The 21,412-nt window shown below is 38.9% G+C and carries 14 protein-coding genes and 2 rRNA genes; 6 read left to right on the top strand and 10 right to left on the bottom strand.

What is annotated here, in order from left to right:
• Positions 1 to 63: 63 nt before the first annotated feature.
• Together D7I45_RS00130 and D7I45_RS00135 are read right to left on the bottom strand one after the other, a co-directional pair.
• Positions 64 to 2,983: ribosomal RNA gene (locus D7I45_RS00130) — 23S ribosomal RNA — on the bottom strand.
• Positions 2,984 to 3,204: 221 nt separating this feature from the next.
• Positions 3,205 to 4,778, bottom strand: a 16S ribosomal RNA gene (locus D7I45_RS00135).
• The 16S and 23S rRNA genes sit together here, the layout of an rRNA operon.
• Positions 4,779 to 5,285: 507 nt before the next feature.
• On the opposite strand from D7I45_RS00135, the gene D7I45_RS00140 reads away from it, so the two are divergent.
• Together D7I45_RS00140 and D7I45_RS00145 are read left to right on the top strand one after the other, a co-directional pair.
• Positions 5,286 to 6,464 carry a thiolase family protein gene (locus tag D7I45_RS00140; RefSeq protein ID WP_120783780.1) on the top strand — a complete coding sequence of 393 codons (1,179 nt, stop codon included), beginning with the start codon at positions 5,286 to 5,288 and terminating at the stop codon, positions 6,462 to 6,464.
• Positions 6,465 to 6,600: 136 nt separating this feature from the next.
• Complete coding sequence (locus tag D7I45_RS00145) at positions 6,601 to 7,134, top strand: GNAT family N-acetyltransferase (protein WP_120783781.1); 534 nt, start codon at positions 6,601 to 6,603, stop codon at positions 7,132 to 7,134.
• A 278-nt stretch (positions 7,135 to 7,412) separates the two neighbouring features.
• On the opposite strand, the gene D7I45_RS00155 is transcribed toward D7I45_RS00145, so the two are convergent.
• From D7I45_RS00155 to D7I45_RS00165, 3 genes are all read right to left on the bottom strand, one after another.
• On the bottom strand, positions 7,413 to 7,988 hold the full coding sequence (locus tag D7I45_RS00155; protein ID WP_120783783.1) for a L,D-transpeptidase: 576 nt from the start codon (positions 7,986 to 7,988) through the stop codon (positions 7,413 to 7,415).
• 229 nt (positions 7,989 to 8,217) lie between these two features.
• Positions 8,218 to 9,192: an AEC family transporter gene (locus D7I45_RS00160; protein ID WP_120783784.1), complete on the bottom strand. Its 975-nt coding sequence runs from the start codon at positions 9,190 to 9,192 to the stop codon at positions 8,218 to 8,220.
• Positions 9,193 to 9,869: 677 nt separating this feature from the next.
• A complete protein-coding gene (locus D7I45_RS00165) occupies positions 9,870 to 10,643 on the bottom strand; it encodes a (S)-acetoin forming diacetyl reductase (RefSeq protein WP_120783785.1) in 774 nt (257 codons plus the stop codon).
• Between the two features lie 277 nt (positions 10,644 to 10,920).
• Here D7I45_RS00165 and D7I45_RS00170 point away from each other — a divergent pair, with 277 nt between their 5' ends.
• The 3 genes from D7I45_RS00170 to D7I45_RS00180 all read left to right on the top strand — a co-directional run bounded on the left by D7I45_RS00170 (position 10,921) and on the right by D7I45_RS00180 (position 14,566).
• On the top strand, positions 10,921 to 12,252 hold the full coding sequence (locus tag D7I45_RS00170) for a dihydrolipoyl dehydrogenase family protein (protein WP_120783786.1): 1,332 nt from the start codon (positions 10,921 to 10,923) through the stop codon (positions 12,250 to 12,252).
• A 138-nt stretch (positions 12,253 to 12,390) separates the two neighbouring features.
• Positions 12,391 to 13,731, top strand: coding sequence for a dihydrolipoyl dehydrogenase family protein (locus D7I45_RS00175; protein ID WP_120783787.1), 1,341 nt, complete (start codon positions 12,391 to 12,393; stop codon positions 13,729 to 13,731).
• A 127-nt stretch (positions 13,732 to 13,858) separates the two neighbouring features.
• On the top strand, positions 13,859 to 14,566 hold the full coding sequence (locus tag D7I45_RS00180; protein WP_120783788.1) for a DUF975 family protein: 708 nt from the start codon (positions 13,859 to 13,861) through the stop codon (positions 14,564 to 14,566).
• A gap of 66 nt (positions 14,567 to 14,632) precedes the next feature.
• Here D7I45_RS00180 and D7I45_RS00185 read toward each other — a convergent pair whose 3' ends face one another.
• From D7I45_RS00185 to D7I45_RS00200, 4 genes are all read right to left on the bottom strand, one after another.
• Positions 14,633 to 16,012: an MDR family MFS transporter gene (locus D7I45_RS00185; protein WP_242446894.1), complete on the bottom strand. Its 1,380-nt coding sequence runs from the start codon at positions 16,010 to 16,012 to the stop codon at positions 14,633 to 14,635.
• Positions 15,999 to 16,469 carry a MarR family winged helix-turn-helix transcriptional regulator gene (locus D7I45_RS00190; protein ID WP_120783789.1) on the bottom strand — a complete coding sequence of 157 codons (471 nt, stop codon included), beginning with the start codon at positions 16,467 to 16,469 and terminating at the stop codon, positions 15,999 to 16,001. The genes D7I45_RS00185 and D7I45_RS00190 overlap by 14 nt, the downstream gene beginning before the upstream one ends.
• 126 nt (positions 16,470 to 16,595) lie before the next feature.
• A complete protein-coding gene (locus D7I45_RS00195) occupies positions 16,596 to 17,027 on the bottom strand; it encodes a universal stress protein (protein WP_120784846.1) in 432 nt (143 codons plus the stop codon).
• A 58-nt stretch (positions 17,028 to 17,085) separates the two neighbouring features.
• Complete coding sequence (locus D7I45_RS00200; RefSeq protein ID WP_120783790.1) at positions 17,086 to 18,660, bottom strand: Nramp family divalent metal transporter; 1,575 nt, start codon at positions 18,658 to 18,660, stop codon at positions 17,086 to 17,088.
• Between the two features lie 230 nt (positions 18,661 to 18,890).
• Between D7I45_RS00200 and ade the strand changes: the two genes are divergently transcribed.
• Positions 18,891 to 20,567 carry an adenine deaminase gene (ade, locus tag D7I45_RS00205; RefSeq protein ID WP_120783791.1) on the top strand — a complete coding sequence of 559 codons (1,677 nt, stop codon included), beginning with the start codon at positions 18,891 to 18,893 and terminating at the stop codon, positions 20,565 to 20,567.
• 42 nt (positions 20,568 to 20,609) lie between these two features.
• Here the strand turns inward: ade and D7I45_RS00210 are convergent, their stop codons facing one another.
• Positions 20,610 to 21,386, bottom strand: coding sequence for a sulfite exporter TauE/SafE family protein (locus D7I45_RS00210; RefSeq protein WP_162924044.1), 777 nt, complete (start codon positions 21,384 to 21,386; stop codon positions 20,610 to 20,612).
• Positions 21,387 to 21,412 lie beyond the last annotated feature (26 nt).

A 21,412-nucleotide genomic window follows, 5' to 3' on the forward strand; every position in this document is an offset into this window, starting at 1 on the left:
TATTTGAAAGAACTTCGTTCTCTCAAAACTAGATATTATTTACTTCTCCGATACTTACCTTACTTGGTTAAGTCCTCGACCAATTAGTACTAGTCCGCTCCATACATTGCTGCACTTCCACTTCTAGCCTATCTACCTAATCATCTCTTAGGGGTCTTACTTCCATAAAGGAATGGGAAATTTCATCTCGGGGTCGGTTTCACACTTAGATGCTTTCAGCGTTTATCTCATCCATACATAGCTACCCAGCGGTGCCCTTGGCAGGACAACTGGTACACCAGCGGTATGTCCATCTCGGTCCTCTCGTACTAGAGACAGCTTCCCTCAAATTTCCTACGCCCGCGACGGATAGGGACCGAACTGTCTCACGACGTTCTGAACCCAGCTCGCGTACCGCTTTAATGGGCGAACAGCCCAACCCTTGGGACCAACTACAGCCCCAGGATGCGATGAGCCGACATCGAGGTGCCAAACCTCCCCGTCGATGTGAACTCTTGGGGGAGATAAGCCTGTTATCCCCAGGGTAGCTTTTATCCGTTGAGCGATGGCCCTTCCATGCGGAACCACCGGATCACTAAGCCCGACTTTCGTCCCTGCTCGACCTGTCTGTCTCGCAGTCAAGCTCCCTTTTGCCTTTACACTCGATGAATGATTTCCAACCATTCTGAGGGAACCTTTGGGCGCCTCCGTTACTGTTTGGGAGGCGACCGCCCCAGTCAAACTGCCAATCAGACACTGTCTCCCGCCACGTTCAGTGGCGCGGGTTAGAGTGTTAGCACAGCGAGGGTAGTATCCCAACAATGCCTCCACCGAAACTAGCGTTCCGGTTTCCACGGCTCCTACCTATCCTGTACAAGCTATGTCAACACCCAATATCAAATTACAGTAAAGCTCCATGGGGTCTTTCCGTCCTGTCGCGGGTAACCTGCTTCTTCACAGGTATCTCAATTTCACCGAGTCTCTCGTTGAGACAGTGCTCAGATCGTTACGCCTTTCGTGCGGGTCGGAACTTACCCGACAAGGAATTTCGCTACCTTAGGACCGTTATAGTTACGGCCGCCGTTTACTGGGGCTTCGCTTCTGAGCTTCGCCGAAGCTAACTCATCCGCTTAACCTTCCAGCACCGGGCAGGCGTCAGCCCCTATACTTCATCTTACGATTTTGCAGAAACCTGTGTTTTTGATAAACAGTCGCCTGAGCCTTTTCACTGCGGCTACACTTGCGTGTAGCACCCCTTCTCCCGAAGTTACGGGGTCATTTTGCCGAGTTCCTTAACGAGAGTTCACTCGCTCACCTTAGGATACTCTCCTTGACTACCTGTGTCGGTTTGCGGTACGGGTAGTTAATTACTCACTAGAAGCTTTTCTCGGCAGCGTGACATGGCCCACTTCTCTACTTTATTTCGATCCTCATCATGACTTGTCAACACGCTGATAAGCATTTCACTCATCAACTGACTTATCACTTGAACACACATATCCAACAGTGTGCATGGGTTAGCCTTCTGCGTCCCTCCATCGTTCAAACATAATTAACTAGTACAGGAATCTCAACCTGTTATCCATCGCCTACGCCTCTAGGCCTCGGCTTAGGTCCCGACTTACCCTGGGAGGACGAGCCTTCCCCAGGAAACCTTAGTCAATCGGTGGAATAGATTCTCACTATTCTTTCGCTACTCATACCGGCATTCTCACTTCTAAGCGCTCCATCAGTCCTTGCGGTCCAACTTCGTTGCCCTTAGAACGCTCTCCTATCACATGACTACGTCATGTCCACAATCTCGGTAATATGCTTAGCCCCGGTAAATTTTCGGCGCAAAATCACTCGACTAGTGAGCTATTACGCACTCTTTAAATGGTGGCTGCTTCTGAGCCAACATCCTAGTTGTCTATGCAACTTCACATCCTTTTCCACTCAGCATATATTTAGGGACCTTAATTGGTGGTCTGGGCTGTTCCCCTTTCGACGGTGGATCTTATCACTCATCGTCTGACTCCCGGACATATAAATCAATGGTATTCGGAGTTTATCTGAATTCAGTAACCCATGACGGGCCCCTCATCCAAACAGTGGCTCTACCTCCATGATTCTAAGTCCGAGGCTAGCCCTAAAGCTATTTCGGAGAGAACCAGCTATCTCCAAGTTCGTTTGGAATTTCACCGCTACCCACATTTCATCCCAGCACTTTTCAACGTACACGGGTTCGGCCCTCCGGTGCGTTTTACCGCACTTTCAGCCTGAACATGGGTAGATCACCTGGTTTCGGGTCTATCTCAACATACTGTAACGCCCTATTCAGACTCGCTTTCGCTACGGCTCCGATCTTTCCGTCTTAACCTTGCATGTTAACATAACTCGCCGGTTCATTCTACAAGAGGCACGCCATCACTCATTAACGAGCTCTGACTGCTTGTAGGCACATGGTTTCAGGAACTATTTCACTCCCCTTCCGGGGTGCTTTTCACCTTTCCCTCACGGTACTGGTTCACTATCGGTCACTAGGGAGTATTTAGCTTTGGGAGATGGTCCTCCCGGTTTCCGACGACGTTTCACGTGTGTCGCCGTACTCAGGATCCTGAACTGAGGTTAATTGATTTCGTCTACGGGGCTATCACCCTGTATCGCTTAACTTCCCAGATAATTCGACTATCAATTAACTTGGTAACTCAAATGTTCAGTCCTACAACCCCAAAGAGCAAGCTCTTTGGTTTGAGCTGTTCCCCGTTCGCTCGCCGCTACTTAGGGAATCGAAATTTCTTTCTCTTCCTGTGGGTACTGAGATGTTTCAGTTCCCCACGTCTGCCTCTAATTAACTACTCAGTTCATTAATTAGTAATAATCGATTAAGATTATTGAGTTTCCTCATTCGGAAATCTCCGGATCAAAGCTTACGTACAGCTCCCCGAAGCATATCGGTGTTAGTCCCGTCCTTCATCGGCTCCTAGTGCCAAGGCATCCACCATGCGCCCTTCATAACTTAACCTATTCATCACTACGTGATGTTTGGTTAATTGAGTATTACGAATAAACTATATTTTAAAACTCAAAATAACGCGGTGTTCTCGGTTGAAATTGTATTAAATACAAATTCAATATAGAAATTAAATAATATCTAGTTTTCAAAGAACCAAGTTAGAGAGGTAAACCTCTCAAAACTGAATAAGATTGATACATTCTAATGTAAGTTTCCGAAATTTTCCTTAGAAAGGAGGTGATCCAGCCGCAGGTTCTCCTACGGCTACCTTGTTACGACTTCACCCTAATCATCTGTCCCACCTTAGACGACTGGCTCCCGAAGGTTACCCCATCGTCTTTGGGTGTTACAAACTCTCATGGTGTGACGGGCGGTGTGTACAAGGCCCGGGAACGTATTCACCGTGGCATGCTGATCCACGATTACTAGTGATTCCAACTTCATGCAGGCGAGTTGCAGCCTGCAATCCGAACTGAGAATGGCTTTAAGAGATTAGCTTGACCTCGCGGTTTTGCGACTCGTTGTACCATCCATTGTAGCACGTGTGTAGCCCAGGTCATAAGGGGCATGATGATTTGACGTCATCCCCACCTTCCTCCGGTTTATCACCGGCAGTCTCACTAGAGTGCCCAACTAAATGCTGGCAACTAATAATAAGGGTTGCGCTCGTTGCGGGACTTAACCCAACATCTCACGACACGAGCTGACGACAACCATGCACCACCTGTCATTCTGTCCCCGAAGGGAACGCCTAATCTCTTAGGTTGGCAGAAGATGTCAAGACCTGGTAAGGTTCTTCGCGTAGCATCGAATTAAACCACATGCTCCACCACTTGTGCGGGCCCCCGTCAATTCCTTTGAGTTTCAACCTTGCGGTCGTACTCCCCAGGCGGAATGCTTAATGCGTTAGCTGCGGCACTGAAGGGCGGAAACCCTCCAACACCTAGCATTCATCGTTTACGGCATGGACTACCAGGGTATCTAATCCTGTTCGCTACCCATGCTTTCGAGCCTCAGCGTCAGTAACAGACCAGAAAGCCGCCTTCGCCACTGGTGTTCTTCCATATATCTACGCATTTCACCGCTACACATGGAGTTCCACTTTCCTCTTCTGTACTCAAGTCTCGTAGTTTCCACTGCACTTCCTCAGTTAAGCTGAGGGCTTTCACAGCAGACTTACAAGACCGCCTGCGCTCGCTTTACGCCCAATAAATCCGGACAACGCTTGCCACCTACGTATTACCGCGGCTGCTGGCACGTAGTTAGCCGTGGCTTTCTGGTTAAATACCGTCAAAGCGTAAACAGTTACTCTTACACTTGTTCTTCTTTAACAACAGAGTTTTACGAGCCGAAACCCTTCATCACTCACGCGGCGTTGCTCCATCAGACTTTCGTCCATTGTGGAAGATTCCCTACTGCTGCCTCCCGTAGGAGTCTGGGCCGTGTCTCAGTCCCAATGTGGCCGATTACCCTCTCAGGTCGGCTACGTATCATCGCCTTGGTGGGCTTTTATCTCACCAACTAGCTAATACGGCGCGGGTCCATCCAAAAGTGATAGCAGAGCCATCTTTCAAATTAAAACCATGCGGTTTTAATTCATATGCGGTATTAGCATTTGTTTCCAAATGTTATCCCCCACTTAAGGGCAGGTTACCCACGTGTTACTCACCAGTTCGCCACTCGCTCCGAATCCAAAAAATCATTTATGCAAGCATAAAATCAATTTTGGGAGAGCTCGTTCGACTTGCATGTATTAGGCACGCCGCCAGCGTTCGTCCTGAGCCAGGATCAAACTCTCATCTTAAAAGATGAAAAGCTTAACTTAGCTCTTCTGAATAAATTGTTATTTTATAAGCGAATTGACTTCGCAATGTTTAATTCTTATAACTTTGTTATAAGATTCCTTACACATCATCGAATTATCAATCTTGTTCAGTTTTCAAAGATCTACCAATTTGATTACCAGCTTTATCAGCCGGCTTATTAATTATATCATGTTAACAACTTAATGTCAACAACTTTTTATAATTAATTTTTTAAGTTAATTTGTTATCAATTGCTCTATCGCAACGACAACAGTATATATAATATCAAAATTAAATAATCAAGTCAACAACTTTTTTTATTTAATTTTGAACAACTTGTTTTGTTTTGCCGTCTCAATCAACGACATGTATAACTATATCAACTTTAGGGATATGGGTCAATAGAAAAGTGAAACTTTTTTAAAATTTTTTCTATTTAATAGAATTTCTCTGAATAATCATTATAATTACCATTATAGATAATTAACAAAGGAGCCCTTATTAATATGGAAAAAGTAGTTATTGCTGCTGCCAAAAGAACTCCTATTGGTAAACTGAATGGTTCATTAAAGAACTTCTCTTCAGTCGACTTAGGAACCATTGTTACTAAAGCAGCTATTAAACAAGCTAACATTAATCCTAAAGATGTAAACCAAGTTATCTTTGGTAATGTTATTCAAGCTGGAGCTAGACAAAACGTTGCTAGACAAATCGAATTACGATCAGGCATCCCCAACTGCTCCACCGCCAACACCGTTAACCAAGTTTGCGGTTCCGGACTAAAAGCTATCCGTAATGCTCAAGCAGCTATCGCTATGGGTGACGCGGACGTAGTAGTCGCCGGAGGAGTAGAAAGTATGTCTAACGCTCCTTTCCTTAACATGAATATGCGTAGCGGTAGAAAACTAGGTGACGTTACATTAGTAGATTCACTAAACAGTGACGCCCTAGAAGATGCTTTTAATCATCAACCTATGGGAATCACTGCAGAAAATGTAGCCGCTAAGTTTAACATCTCTAGACATGATCAAGACGCTTGGGCATATAAATCACATATGCGTGCCGCTAACGCTTTTGATAATGGATACTTTGATAAAGAAATCGTACCTATTGAAGTCAAAACCAAAAAGAGTTCCTACATTATGAAAGAAGACGAAACTATTCGTCGCGATACTAATATGGAAGTTTTAGGAAAATTACGTCCCGCCTTTAAGGAAGACGGTACCGTTACTGCCGGTAATGCAGCTAGTTTAAATGATGGTGCATCCGCTCTAGTATTAATGAGCGAATCTGCTGCTAAAAGTCTTAACGTAAAACCGCTAGCTGTCATTGATGGTTATGCCGAAGCAGGTTGCGATCCTGACTACATGGGTTATGCACCTTACAGTGCTACTAAGACTTTATTTGAAAAGATGAACATATCTATAGAAGATATTGACCTAGTAGAATTAAATGAAGCTTTCGCTGCGCAAGTACTAGCAGTAGCCAGAGACATTCATATGGATCCCGAAAAACTAAACATCTCCGGTGGTGCTATTGCTATGGGTCATCCCCTAGGTGATTCCGGTGCCCGTATCGTCGGTTCATTAATTTATAACTTACAACGCACCCACCAAAAGAGTGGCCTTGCTACCATTTGTATAGGTGGCGGAATGGGAATGGCTATAAAGATTAGTCTTTTATAAGCTTCTTCTCTGTACTATTGTCTAAAATATTGTATGCTAAATATAAAGTGCTAAACTAAAAACGTTGCAATTTGCAACGTTTTTATATATACTTTTTACTTATGATTTTTATAATTTTATTAAAGGAAGTGTTAAAATGCCTGCAACATACTTAAAGAAGTCTACTGAAGAAGACTTACCAGAAATTTTAAACATCATTCATTCAGCTATCGGTTACCTTGCCGAACAAGGAATCGACCAATGGCAACATGGTTACCCTGCTGATGAAGATTTAAAACAAGATATTAAAGATGGAATTAATTATGTTTTAATCACCGACGGAAAAATTGCTGGAACTGCTACTATTCACCAAGGAATTGATCCTAACTATCTAAACATTGAAGATGGTGATTGGATTAACGGTTCAGAAGCACACTATGCTGCTATTCACCGTGTGGCTATTTCTAACCAATTCCGTGGCCAACACCTTTCTGAAAAATTAGTAAGCAGTCTTATCACTGTATCCCGTGTATTAGGATTTAAAGATATCAGAATTGATACTCATCCTGAAAACAAAGGTATGCAACACGTTATCACTACTAACGGTTTTGAAAAGCGTGGAATCATTCATATGCGTGAAAATGGTCACCCATGGACTGCAAGATATGCATACCAACTATTAACTAAATAATAGAAGGTGCCATATGCTCGCTAGTGATTTATCGGTACAAATTAAGTTAATTATTATGTACACTATCGGAGTTATCGCTCTGTTAGCGCTAATCTTTAGCTTGTATCGTAAACATTATTCATTTAAAAACAAAAATACTATTATGATTATAATAATTGCCGTAATAATGTTAGTTATTCTCGGTGATGTAATCTACTAAAAACAACTCCTCGTAAGTTATTACGGGGAGCTTTTTTTATACAAAAAAAGAGCAGGATTTAAGTCCTACTCTTATCTAACTATTTAATTACTACTTTAGTTCCCATAGGTACATTTTCATTAATCCATTTAGCATCTGGAATAGATAAACGAATGCAACCATGTGAGTTGGCAGTGCCACCTAATTGATGGGCATCTTTCTTTAAGTATTGTCCCTTTTCATTTACAGGCACACTGTGGAATAGATAAATTCCATGGTCTTTCCAAGAAGTCCAGTAGTTGGCCCCTTCTTTGGAATTAGCATTGTAGAAATGGCTACCACGTTCAGCTTGTACATGGAAAGTACCACGAGGAGTACCATTATGATTACCAGTGGAACATAGCATAGTGTATAAGGTGCGGTTTTTAGCATCTTTGATATATACACGTTGATCTTTAATGGAAACGTAAATCCAGTGATGTAGTTTTAAATCCATCTTAGGATAAGGTTTCTTTTCGGAAGAATGTTTCCAGGCATTTTTGGATGGTTGTACTGCTGACTTGGCAGTTTTTGCAGTGTTGTTAGTGGTTTTACTACTATTATTACCACAAGCGGATAAACCTACCGCAACTACTAGCATAGCCACAGCTACGCCCATAATTTTTCTAAATTTCATCAATGTCATCCCCACTATTTATTAATAACAAGCTACATATACACCGATTAAGATTAATAGTGCAATGATAATTAAAGCGTAACAAATTTTTTCAAACATTTTATTTCTCAGCTTTCTTCTTAATTTATTTAAAGTCTAAGCTATCCATACTCGCTTGTCAATTTATAACCCATCAAAAAAGCGCCGGCACAATGCCGACGCCTCTTTTATTAGATTAAAGTAAGTTCAATTAGATGTATTGAACGATAGTCATTAGAATTGGGATAACTACAATGAATAATACAGTGGATGTAGTTACGATGTTAGTAGCGTATTTAACGTCACCATGTGATTCAGCTGCTAGAATTGGTAATACAGCCAACATTGGAGTAGCAGATTGAACAATCATAGTTTGGTTAAACATACCTGGTAGTGATACACCTGCATGACCAGCAGCTAATAAGATAACAATCATAACTACCGGAGCAAAGATGAAACGACCGATTAACGCTACTACAGTATCGCGATCGAATGAAATGCTCTTCAAACCAGCATCAGCCAATACGATACCAATGTAAATTAGAGATAATGGAGTTACCAAGCTACCTACATAACTTAGAGTTTGTGATAAGAATGGTACCTTCAATACTGGAATGTTTAGTAATAAGAATACTAAAGCAACCAAGAAACCAACTAAAGGCATTGGAATAACTTGTTTCCAGTTAATCTTGTGGTGTTCTTTAGGTTGATCTTGTTTAGTAGGATCATCGTTACTAATCAAGAATACCCCAAAGGCCCAAGTAGAAACAGTGTTAATAATGTAGTAAACCAAGAAGTAAGTCATTGATTTGTCACCAAATAAAGCAATGTTTAATGGTAAACCAATGAAGATAGTGTTGGCGTTAACGATAGCGTTAATAAATACACCACGACGACCTGGTCTAACTTTCATAATCTTAACTAGAGCGTAGGCAATAATGTAGCCAATTACTACTGAAATAACACCCCAGATTAGGTAACTACCGAAACTTACTAACTTGCCTCTAGTCAAACGACTTAATACGGCAACGAAAATAGAAGCAGGTAGTGCAATGTTTTTAATCAACTTGGAAATGTTCTTACTGAATGTGTCAGCGAACCAACCAGTTTTTCTTAAAAAGTATCCTAGTAGCATAATTAAAACAACTACTAACACACTTTGAATAGAGTTAATAAATACTCCCATGAGTTGTTTCCTCCTTAAATAAACAGATATAAAAAATATTATTGCTTAATTACTATGGTAAAACTATAAAGCATACCTAAAGTTATAGTCAAAAGATATGCCTCTTATAAATAATTTTTATAAGAATCTTTACCAAGTTTAATATATCAATAATTTAGGCCTATCTATGTTTGTTACGCCAATTAATAAATAGTAAAGTACATACTGTAGAAATAATAAATAATGCGATAATCATGATAATAAATCCGATAATTAGCATGTTAAATCCTCCTTTAGATCTGATAAATCCACGGTTTAAACAGATTATACCGAATTAATTATATTTTCTCAAAAAAGGTGTTGCATAAAATGGTGCTTTATGGTTTAATATTAATTGTCGGTTGTTGATATACATCTCACAGACAAACTTAATATTTTGAGCTGTTAGCTTAAGGTAAAAGCACTCAGTCCTTTGCTGAGAAGATGGTGTTCAAAGCATCACAGCTCACTAACTAGAGTACTTTGAAGTAATTACTTTGAGGTGCTTTTTTGTTATTAAGATTTGTTTTTATATATCTCACTGAAAAGAAGCGCATCCCTTACTGGGGTGCGCTTCTTTTAGTATCTACTTTTATTTTCTTACATATAATAAAAAGCCATAGATTCCTCTATGGCTTTTTTCATATCTAAATATGATTTTAGTGGAATTGCATACCACCATCTAGAATTAATGTTTGACCAGTCATGTAGTCAGAGTCTTTACCTGCTAGGAATGCTACTCCGGCAGCAATGTCTTCAGGTTCAGCCAAGCGTTCTAAGGCAATGTCTTTAGAGAATTGCTTCATTCCCCATTCATCGTCTTTGCCAGCATTTTGACCCACTTTATGAGCAATGTCCATCATCATAGGTGTCTTAACGATACCAGGTGCAAAGGCATTAACAGTAATACCTGCAGAAGCTAGATCACGAGCAGTAGTTTGAGTAATACCACGGATAGCGAACTTAGTACCACTGTATAGAGTTAGGTTAGGATTACCTACTACCCCAGCTTGTGAAGTAGCATTAATAATTTTTCCACCATGACCTAGTTCTTCAAACTTAGCCTTGGCAGCTTGAGTTCCCCAGATAACTGATGCAACGTTGATGTTGTATACAGTGTTAAATTGTTCTGGAGTAATAGTATCTACAGGAGTAGTAGGACCCACACCGGCGTTATTAATTACTACGTTTAAATCGCCCAATTGCTTTACAGTTTCTTCTACTGCAGCAAATACCTGATCACGGTCAGAAACGTCAGCTTTAACGGCAATAGCCTTACCACCGTTATCGTTAATTTCCTTAGCTACGGCTTCACCCTTTTCAATAGTACGGTTTACCACCGCAACTGCGAAACCATCGTTAGCTAATCTTTCCGCGATAGATTTACCAATACCTTGGCTGGCACCTGTAACAAATGCGACTTTTTGTGTCATCGTAACATCCCCTTTTCTTGTTTGTTCATTTCTTTATAAATTACTAAGCAATTATATGCTATTTCCCTATAGATTGCAGTAAATATAACATTATTTTTTAATGAATTTAATCAGTAATTTCTAATAAACTTTCGTGATACATCTAGATAGCTTATTGGAGTCGGTTCTGATACAATACATCTTGTACAAAATAATCCCGAACTAATAATTTGAATTAGCCTATCGAGAAGATTACAGTATAATTAGTTGTTAAATAAATGAAAAAGGACTGATACACATGGCTGAAAAATATGATTATGACGTTTTATATATTGGTGCCGGACATGGTACTTTTGATGGTGCTATGCCATTGGCTTCCCAAGGATATAAAGTAGCCGTAGTAGAAGCCGATAAAATCGGTGGAACTTGTCCCAACTGGGGTTGTAACGCCAAGATTGCGTTAGATCTTCCTGTACAATTAAAAGAAACTCAACAGCAATTAAAAAACATCGTTAAAGGTAACTTAAGCATCGACTGGACCCAAAATATGTTAAACAAACATAAGGTAATTGACGGTCTACCCGGTGCTATCGAAGGTGGATTAAAAGCCTTTGGTATCGACGTGATTCATGGTTACGGTAAATTAACTGCTGCTCATGAAGTACAAGTAGATGGTAAGACTTACTCTGCTGACAAAATCGTAGTGGCTACTGGTTTACGTCCTCACCGTGTCGATGTAAAAGGTAGTGAAATGGCTCATGATTCTAAAGACTTCTTGAACCTAGATACTCTACCAATGCATATCGCTATTATCGGTGCTGGATACATTGCTATGGAATTTGCTACTATCGCTAATGCTGCTGGTTCACAAGTAACTATCTTAATGCATGGTGACCGTGCACTACGTCAATTCAACGATGAATATGTAGACACTGTAGTTAAAGACCTAGAGGACAAAGGGGTTCGTTTCATAAAGAACGCTAAGATTGAACAAATCCATGACGAACAATGCAAGACCACTATTGAAACTAGTGATGGTCCTATCTTTACTGATTACATCCTAGATGCTTCTGGTCGTATTCCAAATGTGGAAAACATTGGTTTAGACGAAGTGGGTGTTAAGTATGATGCTCATGGTATTAAAGTAAATGATCATCTACAAACTTCTGTAGATAACATTTATGCTTCTGGTGACGTGGCAGATACCGGTCAACCTAAGTTGACTCCTACTGCTATCTTTGAATCTCAATACTTAACTAGCCAATTCACTGGTGCTAGTGATAAAGCTATTGAATTCCCTGCTATTCCATCCGTAGTCTTTACTTCTCCTCGTATCGCCCAAGTAGGTGTTTCCGTAGAGGAAGCTAAGAACAGCGATGAATATACCGTTGAAGAACATGATATGAGTCATGATTGGTACCGTGCTATCACTAATGAACATATCGCAAAACGTGCTTACGTATTCGATAAACAACATCACTTAGTCGGTGCTACTGAAGTATCACCTGAAGCAGACAGCGTAATTGATTCCATTTTACCTGCCATTGCTTTGCAACTAGACAAGCAACAAATTAACAAGATTGTCCATCTCTTCCCTACTATCGGAAGCGATGCATGGCAACATCTATAATAAGTAATTAATAAAAATGCCCCGTAGAATTCTACGGAGCGTTTTTTGTGAAATATAGGGGCATTTAATTGTTTAAAAACTTATAATATTGTAAATTTAAAGTATAGGCACACACTGTGCCAAAATGGAGGCTGAAAAATGAAAAACCCAAAATTTGATTATGACGTAATTTACATTGGTTCTGGTCATGCCGCATTCGACGGTGCCAAAACTTTATGCAAACTTGGATTTAAAATTGCGTTCGTAGAAGCTAACGCTGTCGGTGGTACTTGCCCTAACTGGGGTTGTAACGCCAAGATTACTTTAGACGGACCCGTTACTTTGGCAAAGACTCAAAGACGTATGAAGGGTATCGTTGAAGGTGATACTAAACTAAACTGGACTGAAAACGTAAAACACAAGCATGCAGGAATCGACCCTATTAAAGTCGATCGTGAAGCTACTATGAAAGACTTAGGCATGGATGTACTTCATGGCTTTGCTAAATTCACTGATGCTCACACACTAGAAATTAATGGTGAACATGTAACTTCTGATAAAATCGTTATCGCTACTGGTTTAACTCCACATCGTGTCGATGTAGAAGGTAGTGAATTATCACATGATTCCAAAGATTTCTTAGACCTAGAAGTTATGCCTAAACGTATGGCTATCGTAGGTACTGGATACATCGCTATGGAATTTGCTACTATGGCTAACGAAGCTGGTGCTGACGTTACTATGTTCATGCACGGTGACAAAGCCCTACGTCCATTCCATCAACCATACGTACAATTATTAATGAAAGAAATGGAAGATGAAGGCATTACCTTTATCAAGAACTCTGATCTACGTTCCTTCAGCAAGAACGGTGACGTATACACCGTAACTTACGCTGGCGGTAAGACTATGGACGTGGACTACATTCTAGATGCTTCCGGTCGTGTGCCAATGGTTCACAACATGGGTCTAGAAGATGTCGGTGTTAAATACGACGACAAGAAAGGTGTTTTAGTTAACGATTACCTACAAACTTCTGTAGATAACATTTACGCTTCTGGTGACGTAGCAGCCACTGGTCAACCTAACTTAACTCCAACTGCTACTTTCGAATCACAATACCTAAAGCACTTATTCGCTGGTGAAACCAATCAACCAATCGACTTCCCTGCAATTCCATCCGTGGTATTTACTTCACCACGTATTAGTCAAATGGGGGTTTCTATTGAAGAAGCCGAAAAGAGTGACGAATACACTGTTGAAAAACACGACATGGTAAATGCTTGGTTCAGACAAATCAACAAAGAAACTATTGCACAAAATGCTTACATCTTCGATAAGCAACACCGCTTAGTTGGATTTACTGAAATTTCCGATCAAGCTGATAATGCCGTAGATATGATTGTCCCTGCTGTTAACATGCATATGACACCTATGGAAATTGAACGTAACGTTCACTTATTCCCATCCATTGGTCATGACACTTGGAAAAACCTATAATTAACATTAATAAAAAACGTTCATCGAAAAGATGGACGTTTTTTTAGATAATAATATTTTAAACTTTATTAATATCTTTCTCATAAAGAACCTAGTATAATATTGCTTGAAGGGAGGTTTTATTTTTATGTTTGATAGATTTAATACTAAACAAAGCGCCAAAAATCTACTACATAAGGAACAAAGATTCTTTTTCATTTTATTCATCCCATTCATCGTTGTTTTGCTTTTAAGTTCCGCTATGGATCCTACTAACAACGAGCAATTTCAAGCATTGATGACTGGTAAACAAGTAGATGCTAATGCTCTTGTGCATAGCACCGTGTTCAACACCAATACAGTGGGTCAATTAATTTTCTCCATTGTTTCTGGAATTTTCTTAATGGGAGCCATCTTCACTACTTTAGATGTAGTTCGTAACCAAGATGACTTACAAAGACCCCTACGTAAATCCATATCATTTATTGATAACCAACGTTTATTCTGGGGCGTAATTGCTTTATTTATCGTTAAGACCATTCTTAACATGTTATGGTACATTGTTTTCATTATTCCAGGATTTATTAAGAATTATTCATACTCACAAGCGGTTTATATTTACCGTGACGCTTTCTTAGCTGGCAAACCTATTGGTATTTTCGAAGCCATCACCGAAAGTCGTAAAATGATGGACGGCTACAAAGGTAGTCGTTTCGTTATGGACTTAAGTTTTATCGGTTGGTTATTATTATCCGGACTTACTGCCGGAATCGCAGGAATTTACGTTTACCCTTACTACTACATTACTGCAATGAAGTTCTATGAATTCGTAAAGCAACAATACACTGCGGCATAAACCACAACTATATGTATACAAAAAAGCTCGCAAGAATTAATCTTGCGGGCTTTTTTATTAATGTGTTTAAGCTTTTTTAGGTAATCTAAATGATAATACGAATCCTATCACTGCAATACCTAGCATTAACCAGAAACCAGCTTGGTACCCAGCAATTTGTGCGCCAGCTGTAGTAGCATGTGCACTAGCTAAGTTTACAAAGATAGTAATTACTGTCATGGATACGGCAGTTCCTAATGAACCACCCACCTGTCTAATAGTAGATGAAGCCGCGTTTCCATCAGTTTCATAACGAGAATCTAGCGAATTAATTCCATCGGTAAAGGTATTCATCATAACTAGTGCTACCCCTACCATTCTTAGGGCATAACTAATAATAATTACGGCTAAGTTGGATGAAGCGTTGAAAAATACCATTGGAATAGAACCCACTAGAATAAAGGCAAATCCTAAAATAGATACTTTTCTTACTCCTAACTTGTCATATAAGCCACCTGAGATAGGATTGCAGATTCCCATTAAGATAGCTCCAGGCATCATAACTAAACCTGCTACTAATGCTGAAACCATACGTGAATTTTGTAAGTATAATGGCATAATTAATTCAATTCCGACCATAGCGATATTACTTAAAGTACTCAATAAAGTAGTTAAGTTAAAGTTATGGCTTTTGAAAATACTCATATTAATCATAGGTTGATCTAAGTGGTTTTGACAGTATACAAATCCAGCAATAGCTGCAATACCAATTAAGCCAATAACAGAAATTAATACATCTAAATGTCCAGTATTTCCAATTTCAGAAAATGCATATAGCAAACCACCAAAACCGACTATGGAGAATAATAGAGATACAAAATCTAACTTAGATTTCTTAATTTCATTGATGTTTTCTGTAAAGAAAATGCCTACCACTAAAACTATGGCAGAAATAATACTTAATAAGGCGAATAAATCACGCCAACCAAAGTATTGAAGAATAATTCCGGATAAAGTAGGTCCCACAGTAGGTCCTAAGGCAATTACTAAACCGGTAATTCCTAGTGCTAATCCACGTTTTTCAGGTGGGAATAACAATAAAATCACATTTTGGATAAATGGCATTAATAATCCAGCAGCTATCGCTTGAATTAAACGACCTACTAATAAAATACCAAAACTAGGTGCCATCCAACCGATAACAGATCCTAGTAAGAATAATGTAATCATAAATAAGTAATTGTACTTAGTTTTAAAATTATTAAATACCCATGAAGAAATAGGAATCATTAACCCTACTACCAATAGATATCCAGTAGATAACCATTGTACAGTGGATTGGTTAATACTAAATGAATGCATAATATTAGTTAATGCATTATTAAACAAGGTTTCTGCTAAAAGCGCCATGAAAGCCCCAAACAAAATAACAGCCATCATTAAATTACGTTTTTTAATGTTTTCCACGGTCAGATTCTCCTTTCAAATTATTAACTACTATACCTAACATACGATTTAAAGACTGCACTTCTGCATCTGATAATCCCTTAGTTAAAAAATCTTGGTTACCAGATAACATATTTTCTACATCATCTTCTTTTTCGGCAAATAGTGACATGCCATAATCGGTTAAATAAACTTCTACTTTACGTTTATCACTGCTAGATGGAGCAATTTGTACTAATTTTTTTGTAATCATGCGTTTAATCACATTTCTGATAGTAGGATGACTACATCTCATAGCCGCAGCTAATTGATTTTGCGTAACTACCTCATCTTTATGATCAAAAAGATAACTCATTACCGCAAATTGTGTATTCGCTAAATCAGGAAAAATTTTCTTTACCTTTTTATCAAAGCGTGCACCTAACAATCGACTAATAATATTGATTTTAATGCCTAAATTATCATCACCAAATAGCATGCACGTACCTCCTCATTTATAATAAGTGTAGCTTACTACACTTTTTCGCTTTAAGCAAATACATTGTTTATATGTATATAAAAAAGCTCGCAAGCGTTAATCTTGCGGGCTTTCTTATTAATATTTTTATCTAACTACCATTACTGAGACAGGAGCATATTTAGCCATGTAAGCAGCTTGGCTACCGAAGTGACGTGCTAATCCTTTTTTAGATTCAGAACCTACGATTAATAAGTCTGGATCAACTTTAGGAATAACATCTTTTACGATAGTTTCACCAGCTTCACCAGTAGATGCGATAACATCAACGTTAGTAACACCTTCTGCTTCAGCAGTTTTCTTGTATTCCTTCAAATGATTTTCTAAATCTTCATACTTACCATGAACATATTGTCCAGATAGGGATTGAAAGACGTTAATTTCTTCATCTTCGAGAACGGAAACAATAGTTAACTTAGCGCCTTCTTCTCTAGCACGTGAAATTGCGTACTTGAATGCTAATAAGGCATCGCTTGAGTCATCAACGGCTACTAAGATATTTTTAAAGTGAACATCCATATTTACGTTTTCCATATATTACACCTTCTCTTTGTAGTTATAACCTAATTAATTAGAATTATTTATCTAGTTTGCTAGCTTTTAGACGTTTGTCACCTAAGTGTAGTTCCACTAATGTCCAAACTAGTAAAGCCACAATTAAGATGTTAATAACTAAGGCGATATGTCCAGCCATCGCAGTTTGTGCTGCTGTTGGATTATCACTAAAGAATCCTACTACGGCATCTTGCATGTTATATAGGTTTAAGAAAATTAGTAATAATACAGAAATCCAACCTAAAATCTTAACCCATAATGTATTCTTAAATCGTTTTCCCATTTCTTCTTCACTATCAGTCATCATTAATAATGGAAGCATAGAGAATGGAAGTGCGAATGCTAAGAAAATTTGAGAATTTTCAATCAAATCGTTAATAGCAGCATGTTGTTGAATGTCGGATTCACCGGCTGTTAACAATACACAAATTATAACTGGCACTACTGAGATTAAACGGGTAATTAAACGACGTGCCCATAGAGGAACCTTCAAGTGAACGTAACCTTCCATAACAACTTGTCCAGTTAAAGTACCAGTAATAGTTGAATTTTGACCAGAAGCTAATAAAGCAATAGCGAATAAAGTAGATAGTACACCATACTTAGCAACACCAACTAAAATAGGATTAGATAGCATCTTAGTACTATTTAAAGCATCAAACAAACCGAAGAATGAACTATCTTGTACAGCACCAGTCTTGAATACGGCAACACCCATGATTAATAGTAAAGCATTAACAAAGAAAGCAAACGTTAATTGGATGTTAGAATCCCAGGTAGTGAAACGGACAGTTCTTGCAACATCTTCTTCATCGTTATGATCAATTGCTCTAGTTTGTGAAATAGCGGAATGTAAGTATAAGTTATGAGGCATAACAGTTGCACCGATAATACCTAAGGCACCAGATAATGGAGTCATACCCGCAACTTGTTCACTGTTAGAGAATGTCTTGCCAGTTGGAACTAGACCCTTAATAGATCCTAACCAATCAGGACGTGATAACACTACTTCATAAACAAAGACTAGTAGAATAACCAAAATTAAACAAACTACAATAGCTTCGATTTTTCTGAATCCCACTTTAGTTAATAATAGCAAAATCAAAACATCAAATACGGTTAAAAATACCGCAATAATTAGTGGAATATGGAATAGTAGGTAAAGCGCAATAGCTCCCCCAATTACTTCAGCAATATCGGTTGCCATAATAGCTAGTTCAGTCATTATCCATAAAACTACACCTAAAGTTCTAGTAGTTCTAGCACGAATAGCTTGAGCCAAATCCATCTGACTCACAATACCAAGTTTAGCTGCCATGTATTGTAGTAACATCGCAATCAAACTTGAGATTAAGATGACAGACATTAATAGATAACCAAAGTTTTGACCCCCAGTAATTGATGTAGCCCAGTTACCTGGATCCATGTAACCAACGGCAACTAATGCACCAGGACCGGAGTAGGCAAATAATGTTTTCCAAAATCCCCAGTTTTTTGGAACACTAATTCCACCGTTGATTTCTTCTAGTGAAGGACCGTTAGCATATTCAACGATTCCCTTTTTCTTTTGTGAAACGTTTTCACTCAAAGTTCTCATCCTTTCTCATTTATTAAGAACAGTCTTATTGTACACTAAATTCTACTATTTTTAAACTTTTTTTAGGTACCACTAAACATTTATTGTTATAAGAATAGAAACATATTCCCTTTTTTTGCCTTAGTTGTCATATAAATCACGAACTTTTCATTTCAATTGACAAACGATTGTTAATGTTTCATAATATTCGATAATTTTATACAGCTAAAATCAACTTACGGGGTGAGGAAATGCAAACTATCGACTTAATTATTCAAAATGGCCAAATTTTAGACGTAATTAATAAAAAAATTTTAAAAACTAATGTCTATATTGATAAAGGAAAGGTAATTGCATTAGGTAATCAGCTACCTTATTCCGCTAAACAAATTATTGATGCTCATCAACAATATTTAGCTCCTGGCTTCATCGATGCCCATGTACATATTGAAAGTTCTATGGTGACACCTTCCGAATTAGGTAAAGTGATAATTCCTATGGGAGTCACTACCATCGTAGTCGATCCGCACGAAATTGCTAACGTCTGTGGGGTAGCAGGCATTAAATATATGATGAATGACGCTAAACAATCACCATTAGAAGTGCTAGTTAAATTGCCATCTTCCGTCCCTGCTACGGATTTCGAACATAACGGCGCCACTTTAACCGCCCAAGATTTACATCCTCTCTATGACGAACCAACTACCGTCGGCTTAGCCGAAGTCATGGATTATCCCGCTGTACATAACCATAATGCCGACATGATGGACAAAATTAATGATGCCATCGCACATCACGGTATCGTGGACGGTCACGGTGCTGGACTAAATGCCTCACAATTAAAAGAATACCTCTACAACGGCATTACTACTGATCATGAATCCACTAGCCTAGCCCAGATGCAAGACCGCCTTGCAGTGGGTATGAACGTCTTTTTACGCGAAGGTACTGTCGAACGTGATTTACAAAACACCATCGCTGCCGTTAACGATAGCAATAGTTCTCGTTTTTCGTTTTGCACTGACGATAAATTAATTTCTACTATCGTCAAAGAAGGTAGCATCAATTTCAATATTCAATTAGCTATCCAAAACGGTATCGATGCACTGACTGCTTATCAAATGGCTTCTTACAATGCAGCGCAAGCTCACCATTTAAACCAATTAGGTGCTATTAAGGAAGGATATCAAGCTGATATAGTTTTCATCCGTGATTTAGATAAAGTCAACGTCACGCAAGTTATTAAGCACGGGAAAGTAATTGATGATATTGATTTTGCCACTAAACCACTTCCCTTTGCTGCTGGCGGAGTGCATCAAAACATTCACCCACAAGACTTACGTTTGCCCTTAGAGCACGATTTTTGCCACGTTATGGGCGTTATTCCTAATCATATTGAAACTATCCACTTAAAGAAACACGTCCCTGTTAAAGACGGTTATTTTGTCACTGACTTAAAACAAGATATTTTATTAATGGTAGATGTAGAACGTCATCATAATTTAGGTACTTACGGATTATCATTAGTACATGGCTTTAAGATTAAACACGGTGCTGTGGCTACTACCATCGCACACGATTCACATAACATTGTGGCCGTGGGAACCTCCGCCGATGCCATTTATCGTGCTATCGACGAAGTCACTAAATCACACGGCGGAATTGCCGTCGTAGACGAAGAAAAAACGTTAGCCACTATGCCACTACCTATCGCTGGATTAATGTCGAATCAACCTTGGTCCATTGCTAGTCATCAATTAGAAGCTATTAGTGAAGCCTACCAACAAATTAGTGAACCTATCGACTTTGATCCTTTCATTACGTTGTCATTTTTAACTTTACCGGTTATTCCTACTTTGAAACTAACCGATCAAGGCTTATACGATTTTGACCAACAAAAATTTATAAAAGTAAATATTGATAAATAAACAAAAACCGCCGATTTAACTTAATAAATCGACGGTTATTATTTAAAATAAATGAATATTATATGCGGATGCAAATTGAGTGTAAGCCAAGATTAAGGCTAAAATACCAGTTAAAATACGAATAAACTTCACAGGCAGTACTCGTACAATCTTAGGTCCTATGTATCCACCAATTAAAAAGCCAATTCCTAAAGGCAATACCATAACCCATATCACATGAGCATAGAATGCATAGTAAATAGTAGCTACGATGTTGGCAGCTCCCATGGCTACATTACGAAGAGCATTGTTTACTACATATTCATCTTGTGTAGTACGGTTCAATAATACCAATAGTAAGATACCAGATGCGGCACCGAAGTAACCACTGTAAGCACCAATTAAGTAAGTTAATACTATGATACCCACGGTCTTTAGACCCGTACGTACTTTATGAGTATTTTCTTCGGGATCAAAATCAGTTTCGACATTAGTTTTACTTTCCGCCTTTTTAGAAGGTAGTAAAATCATAATACCACCAAAGGCAATAAAGACAGGCACGATGTGAGTAAAACTAGATGAAGGTAATGTGGTTAGCAAAATCGCACCTGAAATACCCCCGAAAAAGATAGCTAACATAATCTTTCCTAATTCTTTCCAATGGCCATGTAATTCACGAGTCGATGAAACACAAGAACCAATGGCGTTAAACATTAATGATGCTTTATTAACTACGTTAGCAGAAACCGCTGGCAAACCAGCTAAGTACAATAGCGCTGGATAGGAAGCTAGTGAAGCTAAACCAGTAACTGTTCCTAAAATTCCAGCAATAATTCCCACTGGGACAAATAGTAATAAAGTCCAAA

Source organism: Apilactobacillus bombintestini (assembly GCF_003627035.1).
Lineage (GTDB): Bacteria > Bacillota > Bacilli > Lactobacillales > Lactobacillaceae > Apilactobacillus > Apilactobacillus bombintestini.

Bases quoted from the DNA above. Each gene is read 5' to 3' on its own strand.
- D7I45_RS00140 (WP_120783780.1), top strand. From the start codon at position 5,286: ATGGAAAAAGTAGTTATTGCTGCTGCCAAAAGAACTCCTATTGGTAAA.
- D7I45_RS00145 (WP_120783781.1), top strand. From the start codon at position 6,601: ATGCCTGCAACATACTTAAAGAAGTCTACTGAAGAAGACTTACCAGAA.
- D7I45_RS00155 (WP_120783783.1), bottom strand. From the start codon at position 7,988: ATGAAATTTAGAAAAATTATGGGCGTAGCTGTGGCTATGCTAGTAGTT.
- D7I45_RS00160 (WP_120783784.1), bottom strand. From the start codon at position 9,192: ATGGGAGTATTTATTAACTCTATTCAAAGTGTGTTAGTAGTTGTTTTA.
- D7I45_RS00165 (WP_120783785.1), bottom strand. From the start codon at position 10,643: ATGACACAAAAAGTCGCATTTGTTACAGGTGCCAGCCAAGGTATTGGT.
- D7I45_RS00170 (WP_120783786.1), top strand. From the start codon at position 10,921: ATGGCTGAAAAATATGATTATGACGTTTTATATATTGGTGCCGGACAT.
- D7I45_RS00175 (WP_120783787.1), top strand. From the start codon at position 12,391: ATGAAAAACCCAAAATTTGATTATGACGTAATTTACATTGGTTCTGGT.
- D7I45_RS00180 (WP_120783788.1), top strand. From the start codon at position 13,859: ATGTTTGATAGATTTAATACTAAACAAAGCGCCAAAAATCTACTACAT.
- D7I45_RS00190 (WP_120783789.1), bottom strand. From the start codon at position 16,469: ATGCTATTTGGTGATGATAATTTAGGCATTAAAATCAATATTATTAGT.
- D7I45_RS00195 (WP_120784846.1), bottom strand. From the start codon at position 17,027: ATGGATGTTCACTTTAAAAATATCTTAGTAGCCGTTGATGACTCAAGC.
- D7I45_RS00200 (WP_120783790.1), bottom strand. From the start codon at position 18,660: ATGAGAACTTTGAGTGAAAACGTTTCACAAAAGAAAAAGGGAATCGTT.
- ade (WP_120783791.1), top strand. From the start codon at position 18,891: ATGCAAACTATCGACTTAATTATTCAAAATGGCCAAATTTTAGACGTA.